The organism is Arthrobacter sp. AK01 (genome assembly GCF_021109375.1).
Classification (GTDB): domain Bacteria; phylum Actinomycetota; class Actinomycetes; order Actinomycetales; family Micrococcaceae; genus Arthrobacter.
Genome location: NZ_JAJOHP010000121.1, coordinates 1 through 7,710 on the forward strand (window position 1 = coordinate 1; position 7,710 = coordinate 7,710).

7 protein-coding genes are annotated in these 7,710 nt (G+C 63.3%); 2 read left to right on the forward strand and 5 right to left on the reverse strand.

Going from position 1 to position 7,710, the window contains the following annotated elements; all coding sequences use genetic code 11:
* Positions 1–203: 203 nt before the first annotated feature.
* Positions 204–1,199, reverse strand: coding sequence for a substrate-binding domain-containing protein (locus tag LN996_RS23025; RefSeq protein WP_231343408.1), 996 nt, complete (start codon positions 1,197–1,199; stop codon positions 204–206).
* Positions 1,200–1,517: 318 nt separating this feature from the next.
* On the opposite strand from LN996_RS23025, the gene LN996_RS23030 reads away from it, so the two are divergent.
* Together LN996_RS23030 and iolB are read left to right on the forward strand one after the other, a co-directional pair.
* A complete protein-coding gene (locus LN996_RS23030) occupies positions 1,518–2,258 on the forward strand; it encodes a GntR family transcriptional regulator (protein ID WP_231343410.1) in 741 nt (246 codons plus the stop codon).
* A gap of 17 nt (positions 2,259–2,275) precedes the next feature.
* The gene (gene iolB, locus LN996_RS23035; protein WP_231343412.1) at positions 2,276–3,169 is read left to right on the forward strand and encodes a 5-deoxy-glucuronate isomerase; all 894 of its coding nucleotides are present in this window, start codon (positions 2,276–2,278) and stop codon (positions 3,167–3,169) included.
* A gap of 70 nt (positions 3,170–3,239) precedes the next feature.
* Here the strand turns inward: iolB and LN996_RS23040 are convergent, their stop codons facing one another.
* The 4 genes from LN996_RS23040 to LN996_RS23055 are packed head-to-tail and all read right to left on the reverse strand — an operon-like array spanning position 3,240 to position 7,572.
* Complete coding sequence (locus tag LN996_RS23040; RefSeq protein WP_231343414.1) at positions 3,240–4,682, reverse strand: sugar porter family MFS transporter; 1,443 nt, start codon at positions 4,680–4,682, stop codon at positions 3,240–3,242.
* Positions 4,683–4,707: 25 nt separating this feature from the next.
* Entirely contained in the window at positions 4,708–5,580 is an 873-nt protein-coding gene (locus LN996_RS23045; RefSeq protein WP_231343416.1) for a sugar phosphate isomerase/epimerase family protein, read from the reverse strand.
* A gap of 10 nt (positions 5,581–5,590) precedes the next feature.
* On the reverse strand, positions 5,591–6,604 hold the full coding sequence (locus LN996_RS23050) for a Gfo/Idh/MocA family protein (protein WP_231343419.1): 1,014 nt from the start codon (positions 6,602–6,604) through the stop codon (positions 5,591–5,593).
* Positions 6,605–6,654: 50 nt separating this feature from the next.
* Entirely contained in the window at positions 6,655–7,572 is a 918-nt protein-coding gene (locus LN996_RS23055; RefSeq protein ID WP_231343421.1) for a sugar phosphate isomerase/epimerase, read from the reverse strand.
* Between the last annotated feature and the right edge of the window lie 138 nt (positions 7,573–7,710).

Genomic DNA, 7,710 nt, shown 5'->3' on the forward strand with positions numbered 1-7,710 from the left:
CCCCCCCCCCCCCCCCCGCCGCCCCCCCCCCGCCCGCCCCCCCCGCCCCCGCCCGCGCCCCCCCCCCCCCGCCCGCGCGCCCCCCGGCCCCCCCCCCCGCGCCCCCCCCCCCCCCGCGCGGCGCGGGCGGGGGCGCCCCCCCTCTCACCCACCGGGGGGGCGGGGGGGGGCCGCGCCCCCCCCCCCCCCCCGGCGAGTCAGTGCTAGCGGATACCCTGCTCAGCGAACTTCAGGACGTCGGTGGCGTTGGCCTTGTCGATGATGGCCGGCCCGGTCAGGACGGACTGGCCGCCACCGATAGTGAAACCACCGCGCTTGTTCTGCCAAATGGCGTCGATGGCGCCGTAGCCCTGCAACCATGGCTGCTGGTCCACGGTAAACAGCACTCCGCCGTCCGCGATCTTTTGTGCCAGTTCCTTGTTCAGGTCGAAGCTGGCCACCTTGGCGGAGCTTCCTGCCGTGGACACGGACTTGATGAGCGTCAGGGTGATCGGCGCACCCAAGCCGATGATCACGTCTGCATCCTTGGAAGCCTGCAGTTTGGCGGTTGCCGTGGATTCCACGGAGGTCATGTCCGCGCCGTTGACGTAGAGGATTTCCGTGCCAGGAACCTTCGCTTTAACACCGGCACAACGGGCTTCCAAGCCTACGTGCCCCTGCGCTTGGATGACGCAGATGGGGTGCTTGAAGTTTTCTGCGGCCAGCCGCTCACCCACCGCTTCACCGGCAAGCTTCTCATTGGAACCGAAGTGCGTGAACGCGCCGAGCTGCTTGGAGACCGACTCGCCCGCGTTCAAGCTGACAATCGGGATTCCGGCCTCGGTTGCCTTCTTGAGTGAATCCTTCAGCGCATCGGGGGTGGCGAGCGTGACCGCGATGCCGTCGACTTTCTGGTCCACGGCCTGCTGGATCAACTGCGCTTGGCGTCCTGCTTCGGCGTCGCTGGTGTACAGCAGTTCCACGTTGTCCTTGGCTGCTGCTTCCTCCGCCCCCTTGCGAACGGTGTCCCAGAAGGTGTCACCGGGAGGAGCGTGCGTGATGAGGGCGATCTTGATGCGCTCGGTGCTTGCGACTTGGCCGGCCGCTCCACCCCCGCCGGTATCAGCCGGCTTGCCACCCTGGCTGGAACAGGCGCTCAGTGCCACGAGGGGAACCACTGCCGCGACGACTGCCGCTGTTCGCCATGAGAATTTTGCCACCGTTATCTCCTTTGATGTCAGGTTCAGGCCTCCGGAGACTCGTATCCGGATGACCTACTACTCAGATCATGGTGACTCGCCTCACACTTTGTCAATAGTTTGTCCTGACATTAGGATGTTTTAACGTAACCTTCTCGAGTGGAAGGCCTCGCGGCCCCGCCCGGCGGCGACTTCCTTGACGGCCGCACCCCGGCTGCTATTATCAGAAAAAGGCAATATGTCCTATCAAGAGAACATGAGCGGACATAGGCATCCATCCGGCACAGGAGCCGCAACCCCGCTCCCGCCCGGCCTTCAGCAGGCGTCTAGGAGAATCCAGTGGCGAACCAACTCAGTCTCAGCATCGATCGTTCGTCCCCCGTGCCCCTCTACCATCAGGTGGTCCAGGGCATCGAGGCCGCGATTCACAGCGGCATCCTGGAACCCGGCAGCCGCCTGGACAACGAGATCGACCTCGCAGCCCAGCTCAACCTGTCCCGCCCCACCATGCGCAAGGCCATGGACGAGCTTGTCCGCGCCGGACTATTGGTCCGCAAACGCGGTGTGGGAACGCAGGTGGTCTCCAGCCAGGTGCGTCGCCCGCTGGAACTCTCCAGCCTCTACGACGACCTCAGCAACAACGGCAAGAAGCCCACCACCGAGGTCCTGAGCTTCTCCCACGTGGAGGCAGACCCCCTCACGCTCGCAGCTCTCCAACTACCTGCCGGGTCCAAGGTCTACCACTTCACTCGTCTGCGCAAAGTGGGCGGCAAACCCTTGGCGCTCATGGAGAACTGGGTCCGCGACGACATCACCAGCATCGATGAAGCCCAGCTCGCCAAGGAAGGGCTCTACGCCATTCTCCGGCGTGGCGGCGTGAACTTCCGGCTGGCTTCCCAACGTATCGGCGCCATGATCGCCAATGACTACCAGGCTCCCCTCCTCGAAGCCGAGGCGGGCTCAGCACTGGTCACCATGGAACGCACGGCGGTGGACGACACCGGACGCATGGTGGAAACCGGCCACCACGTCTACCGCGCCGATTCCTACAGCTTTGAAATGACACTCGTACAGCGCTAACACAAGGACAACTACTTATGGCCAACTGGGTATACCCGCTGGGAACAGCCAACGACGGCAAATGGGACATCTCGCTGGGGACTTCCGATTCCACCCTGGCCATTGACGGCTGGGCCCACACTGGCCTGAAGGTCGCGACACTCGCCGCAGGTGCGGCCGTCGAACTTCCCGCCGCAGCGGAAGAGCGCATCGTGGTGCCGTTGAGCGGAACGTTCACGGTAACGCTCGACGACGGCGAGTACAGCCTCGCGGGCCGGCAGTCCGTTTTCCACGGACCCAGCGACGTCCTCTACACCGGTATCGGCAAGGCCCTCACCATCAGCTCGCACGACGGCGGCCGTGTTGCCGTGGCGACCGCACCGGCCAAGGCCGGGTACCCCACCCGCCTGGTGACTGCTGCCGAGACACCCGTAGAACTTCGCGGAGCCGGTAATTGCTCACGCCAGGTCCACAACTTCGGCACTCCCGCTGCGCTGGAAGCCGATCGCTTCATTGTGTGCGAGGTCATCACCCCAGCCGGCAACTGGTCCTCCTACCCTCCCCATAAGCACGATGAGGAGAAGGAGGGCGAAACCAGCCTCGAAGAGATCTACTACTTCGAAACCCGCGTGGCGCCTGAATCCCCGGCACCGGAAGACTCCGACGCCATCGGCTACGCGCGCGTGTACGCATCCGACGAACGGCCCATTGACGTCTCTGCGGAGGTCCGCACGGGCGACGTCGTGCTGGTGCCATATGGCTGGCACGGTCCGGCCATGGCTGCCCCCGGCTACGACCTCTACTACCTCAACGTCATGGCCGGCCCCGGCCGCGTGCGTGACTGGCTCATCAGCGACGACCCGCACCACGGCTGGATTCGCCAGACCTGGGACGGCCAGGACATCGACTCCCGGCTCCCGTTCGGCCCGTAGCGCCGTAGTTTGAACACAGCAAATGCCCCTAAGAACGTTTCTTAGGGGCATTAGCTGTGTTCAAACCCGGTTAGGCGCGTGCTTTGAAGAACGCTTCCAGCTCTTCCAGGCTCTTACCCCTGGTTTCCGGCACGGTTCGCTTCACCCAGACGATCGCCACCAACTGCAGGGCAACGAACACCAGGAACGTGGCTGAGACGCCCATCCAGGCCACCATCTGGGGGAAGAAGAAGCCCACCATGAAGTTGATGATCCACAATACGAAGACGCAGATGCCCATTCCCACGCCGCGGACGTGCAGCGGGAAGATCTCGGCCAGGGTCAGCCACGTGACAGTGCCGATACAGGACTGCATGGAGGCCAGGAACGTCACCATGAACAGGAGTACCAAGTAACCACGGAGCATGCCTTCGGGCACTGCAAAGGACGTGATGGAGATAGCCGTCAGCGAGGCCGCCGTCCCGCACAATCCGAAGATCAGCATTGATTTACGGTTCAGCCGCGTCATCATCCACATGCCCACAATGACGGCCACCACCGACGTCACGCCGTTGACCACGTTGGCCAGCAGAGCGCCTTGATCGCCGAAGCCGGACGAGGACAGGATGGATGTGCCGTAGTACATGATGGCGTTGACGCCACTGATCTGGTTGATCACGGCCATGCCCAGGCCCACCACAAAAATTCTGCGGACCCAGGGAACAGCGAGGTCTTTGAACGTCCCCATCTTCGACTGGTAATCCTCGCGGGCGGCGCGGCGGACGTCGTCGAACTCCTTGGAGACTTCGCCGGCAGCGCGCGTCCGGCGGAGCACGTCCATCACCTCGCCGAAACGGCCGGAAGACGCCAGCCAGCGCGGGCTCTCCGGCAGTACCAGCATGCCGAACCACAGAATAACGGCCGGCAGGGTGGCAATCACCAGCATCCAGCGCCACACGTGCATCGAGTCCGGGAACAGGTTGCCCAGGACCGCGTTGAAGGTGAACGCCAGGAACTGGCCCGTCACAATCATGAGCTCGTTCTGCGTGACGATCCTGCCCCGCTGGGCGGCAGGCGACATCTCCGCAAGGTAGACGGGAACAATCACGGAGGCACCGCCAACGGCCAGCCCCAGGACAGTGCGCGCAAGCACCAGCAGCTCGGTGGTCGGAGCCAAAGAGCACGCCACAGTGGCGAAGGCGAAGATCAGGGCCAGGCCCATGATGGTTTTGCGCCGGCCGAAACGGTCCGACAACCGCCCTGCGCTGATTGCACCGAACGCGGCACCAAACAGCAGGGTGGACGTCACAAGGCCTTCGGTCAGCGGTGTGAGTCCAAGGTCTTTTTGCATGAACGGCAGGGCGCCATTGATGACGCCGGTGTCGTAGCCGAACAGCAGCCCGCCGAAGGTGGAGAACAGCGCCACCTTCCTGAGGAACTTCTTGGGATTGGCCGGCTTGGCGTCCTTCCCTCCGCTCGTGCGGGGGACGCCGGTCTGGTCGGTTTGGGTTTCCAGTGAGGATGAATTGGTCATGGGTTCCTTAGCTCGTCACCGGTCCTTAGCGGGCCCGGGCAACGTGGTCCACCATCGTTTTGAGTTGGTAGCGGGACACGTCTTCCGCATTGTCATCTTCGGCGAACACTGAGGACACCATCACGGTGTTCTCTTTATCCAGGAACCCGATCTCTTTGAGCCCACCAAAGAACTCGTCCCAGTTCACGTCGCCGTCACCGATCTTCAGGTGCTGGTGGACGCGGACAGCATTGCCGGGCGGGTTGGTGATGTACCTCAGGCCGTGGGAAGCGTGATGGTTCATGGTGTCCGAGACGTGGACCAAGCGCAGCTTGTCTCCAGCGGCGCGCATGATCTCCAGCGGCTTGTTGCCCATGTGGAACGTGTGCGAGGCAACGTAGACCAGGCCGATGTTCGGCGAGTTGATGCCGCGAATGACGCGCAGGGCGGCCAAGCCGTCCTCCACAAAATCGTCCGGGTGCGGATCGATCAGGACGTCCATACCTTCCCGTTCGATGATTGGCAGCAGTTCTTCCATGGAGCGGTAAAATGCGCGCTCGGACTCCTCTGCTTTCTCCGGGCGGCCGCTGAACTCCGTGTTCATGGTTTGGACGCCCAAGTCCACGGCGATCTGGATGGCACGCTTCCAATAGCGGACGGCAGCTTCGCGGGCGTCCTCGTCCGGACCGGACCAGCGCAGCACAGGCAAGACGGAAGCGATGTCGACGCCGGCGTCCTTACACGCTGCCTTCAGCTTCCCCACCAGATCGTCATCGGCCTTGGGGTGGTTGTAGAACGGGATGAGGTCCGCGTGCGGAGTCATCTGGAGGTACTTGTAGCCGAGGTCGGCCGCAACGCGTGGGAATTCCAACAGGCTGTGGCTGTGGTGGAACGGAGTGGGGTCCAGTGCGATTTTCATGGTCAATCCCCTACTTGTAGAGATCCGGCTTGGTGTTCAGCTGAACCTTGACTTTCTCGCCGGACTTCTGGGCCTCGATGCCGGCCTCGCAGCACGCGGCGGTTGCATAACCGTCCCAGGCGGTGGGACCGCCGATGTCACCGCGGAGGGCGGCGTCCACCCAAGCCTGCACCTCGACGTCGTACGCCGCTCCAAAACGCTCCTCAAAGCCGGGGGTGACGTTGCCGCCCCACTTACCGGAGGACTGGACGTACGGGCCACTGTCGCCGCCGATGCTCACAATGCCGTCCTCAAAGGACGCCTGCGTGGCAACCTGGTAGCCGAACTTGGCATTCACGTAAATTTCGACGTCGGCCAGGACACCGGACTCGGTTTCCAGCAGCACGTGCTGGGGGTCGTGCTGGCCGTTCGGCGCGTTGCGCGTTGCCTTGCCCAGACGGACCTGCACGGAGGTGATTTCCTCACCGGTGAAGTAGCGGATCGCGTCGAACTCGTGAACCACGGAGTCATTGATCAGCATCTCGTTGGTGAAGCCCTCAGGGGTGGTCGGATTGCGGTGCTGGTGGTGCAACATCAACAGCTCCCCCAAATCGCTGTTGCGGATGATCGCACCCAACGCCGAGTACTCGGCATCGAAGCGGCGCATGAAGCCCACCTGAATGCGCTTGTGCCCGAGCGCCTGCTCAGCCTGGACCACCTTCCATGCGCTGTGGGCATCCGGCGTCAGCGGCTTCTCGCACAGGATCGGGAAGTCCTTCTCCAAGGCCTTGTAAAGAATCTCCTCGTGGAGAAATCCCGGGGTAGCAATCAGCACGGCGTTGACGTCGCCGTTGTTGAGTGCCTCGTCGGCACTGGCCAGCGCCACGGCGCCATCAATGCCTTCGATGGCAACCTGTGCGCGTGCAAGGTCGACGTCGACGACGGCGGCCACTTCAGCGCCGTGGATGCGGGTACTGAGGCGCTTGATGTGATCCGCACCCATGCGGCCTGCGCCGATAACGGCAACGCGGAGAGTCTTTGTCACTGTATCTGTCCTTCGTGGGGTTCTTGGCTGGAACGGCGTTACTGGCCGTATTACTGGACGCGGGTGCGGGATCCGCAGGAAAGCAGGTAATTGCGGGTGCGCTTGGCGATGGGCATCGGCACATCGAACGCTACCGGGTACATGTCCTGCTCCACGATGCCGAAGATCGGCCGGTTGAGCGCTTCCACAGCTTCAATGACGGCACGCAGGTCCGGGAGGCCGTTCGGCGGCTCAGTCATGACGCCGGCCAGGTTGGCAGCTGCCCAGGTCATGTTCTTCTCATTGACCTCGGCCAGGATCCCAGGGTTAATCTGCTTGAGGTGCAGGTAGCCGATGCGGTCCGGGTAGTTCTTGATGAGTTCCAGGCTGGAAGCTCCGCAGTATTCAGCATGTCCCGTGTCCAGGCAGAGGTTCAGGTACTGCGGATCGGTCGCCGCCAGCAGGGTCTCGATGTCCTTCTGCGCACCGACGTGCGAGTCGGCGTGGGAGTGGAACTGCTGGTGCAGGCCGAAGTCCTCCAGCAGGACTCTGCCCATGCGATTGTGGCCGGCGAAGAGGTCGGCCCACTGCCCGCCCGTGAGTTCACCGTTTTCCACGGCTTCGCCCGTGACATCGTCACGCCACATCGCGGGGATCACGACGATGTGTTCGCCGCCCATGGCTGCTGTCAGTTCGGCTACCTTGCGCGCCGGTTCCCACGCTTCGTCATACTGCTTGGCGCCGCGGTGGAAGGCCGTGAAGACCGTTCCTGCGGTGACCTGGAGGTCACGCTGCTTGAGTTCTTCTGCCAGGCGGGTGGGGTCGTTCGGCAGGTAGCCGTACGGACCCAGTTCAATCCATTTGTAGCCGGACTCTGCAACCTCGTCCAGGAACCGTTCCCACGGTGTCTGCTGCGGGTCGTCGGCAAACCATACGCCCCAGGAGTCGGGGGCGGTGCCGATGATCAGCTTGTTCTCGACATCAGTCATGACAGCGTTGTCTTTCTGCTGGGGCTGCTAGTTGGAGGGGAAGTTGTAGGAGGCGCCGGAGGCGTGGGTGGGTTCGGGCCAGCGTGAGGTGATGACTTTGCCGCGGGTGTAGAAGGAGACGCCTTCGGGGCCGTAGAT

Bases quoted from the DNA above. Each gene is read 5' to 3' on its own strand.
- LN996_RS23040 (WP_231343414.1), bottom strand. From the start codon at position 4,682: ATGACCAATTCATCCTCACTGGAAACCCAAACCGACCAGACCGGCGTC.
- LN996_RS23045 (WP_231343416.1), bottom strand. From the start codon at position 5,580: ATGAAAATCGCACTGGACCCCACTCCGTTCCACCACAGCCACAGCCTG.
- iolB (WP_231343412.1), top strand. From the start codon at position 2,276: ATGGCCAACTGGGTATACCCGCTGGGAACAGCCAACGACGGCAAATGG.
- LN996_RS23055 (WP_231343421.1), bottom strand. From the start codon at position 7,572: ATGACTGATGTCGAGAACAAGCTGATCATCGGCACCGCCCCCGACTCC.